The 1,351-nt window shown below is 43.2% G+C and carries 2 protein-coding genes; both read right to left on the reverse strand.

What is annotated here, in order from left to right; all coding sequences use genetic code 11:
• Window positions 1-122: 122 nt before the first annotated feature.
• Window positions 123-1,013 carry an IS3 family transposase gene (locus tag ACYVQZ_RS09975; RefSeq protein WP_100255595.1) on the reverse strand — a complete coding sequence of 297 codons (891 nt, stop codon included), beginning with the start codon at window positions 1,011-1,013 and terminating at the stop codon, window positions 123-125.
• A 5-nt stretch (window positions 1,014-1,018) separates the two neighbouring features.
• Window positions 1,019-1,270 (reverse strand): IS3 family transposase, encoded by a 252-nt coding sequence (locus ACYVQZ_RS09980; protein ID WP_002816285.1) that lies wholly within the window; start codon window positions 1,268-1,270, stop codon window positions 1,019-1,021.
• Between the last annotated feature and the right edge of the window lie 81 nt (window positions 1,271-1,351).

Genomic DNA, 1,351 nt, shown 5'->3' on the forward strand with positions numbered 1-1,351 from the left:
TGGATTGAAGTCAATATTTGAGACAGGTTTTAAGAGACATTCAGAACCGCGTTTACCTTCCACAGCTCAAATAAATCATTAATCGTGATTAATAACTTATTTGAACCATGGAAAGCATTAAATCAGGCGGCCATTTGGCTCGTAAGTGTTGCGATTTCAACTTGTAAGGGGGTCTGGTAGCCCAGTGAACTATGAATTCTCTTCCTATTGTAGAAAGCATGCACATATTCAAAAAGGACAGCAGCGGCAGTTTCATAATTCTCAAAGACCGGCACTGGATAAACACATTCCTTTTTGAGGGAAGCATGAAAAGATTCCATTGGTGCATTATCGTATGGACATCCCTTACGGCTGTAAGAGTGGCGGATATGTAGTTCTGTTAACCGTTGGTTGTAATCATCGCTGGTGTACTGTGATCCTAAGTCTGTGTGGATAATCAGGTCCCCAGTAATGGTTCGATTTTTAACCGCGCTTTCCAGGGTCTTTAAGACTAAATCAGTAGCCATCTTTTTTGAGAATGAATAGCCGATAATTCGTCTTGAGTGCAGATCCATGATGGTTGATAAGTAACACCAGCCATTACGCTTCGTTTGAATATAGGTCATATCAGCGGTCCATTTTTGATTTAAACCAGTGGTCGAGAAATCCTGCTTAAGCAAGTTGGGACGCTGTTCAACCTTGGTTTTGGAAGCCGAAGCCGCTTTCCATTTATTGACGGTAACGGAGTGGATATCCAGTTCCTTCATGAGCCGGGAAATCCGTCTTGGGCTGCACCGACGCTGCAGTGGTTGAAGTTCCAGATTCAATTCATGGTGGATCTTCATAACGCCGTATCGCTGCTTGAATTCCGCAAAGATCCGCAGAATCCGTTGTTTTAAGTCCTCATCTTCGGTCCGGCGTTTTGAAGGCTTTGGGGATCGATAACGATAATAGTGAGCTCTGGAAACACCGAGGATTCGGCACATCTTAGTTACCTGGTGGTGATGGCTTTCTTGGTGAATATAATCAAAAATATTGGTTACTTCTGCGCAAGGAAGCCCAGGGCTTTTTTTAGGATTTCGTTCTCCTCAGACAGGGAAGCCAGCCGCTTTTCCATCGCTTTAATTTCGTCTGGCGATTTACCGGATTGAGTTTTAGCTTGGCCCTGGATCCACTTATGAACGGTTGAATAGCCAATGCCATATTCTCTGGCCAGTTGGGCGGCTGATTCGCCTTGTTTATATAGGTTGATGATGTTTTGTTTGAATTCTTTGTCGTAACGAGTTGGCATGTAAAAATTCCTTCCTTTTGAGAGACGATTTATTCATTATACGCTCTCTTAAAAGTTGTCTCAGGAATCAGCTTACATCCA

The organism is Paucilactobacillus salsurae (assembly GCF_054784995.1).

What these genes read in the sequence shown, in the direction of transcription:
- ACYVQZ_RS09980 (WP_002816285.1), bottom strand. Translation starts at nt 1,270, where the DNA reads ATGCCAACTCGTTACGACAAAGAATTCAAACAAAACATCATCAACCTA.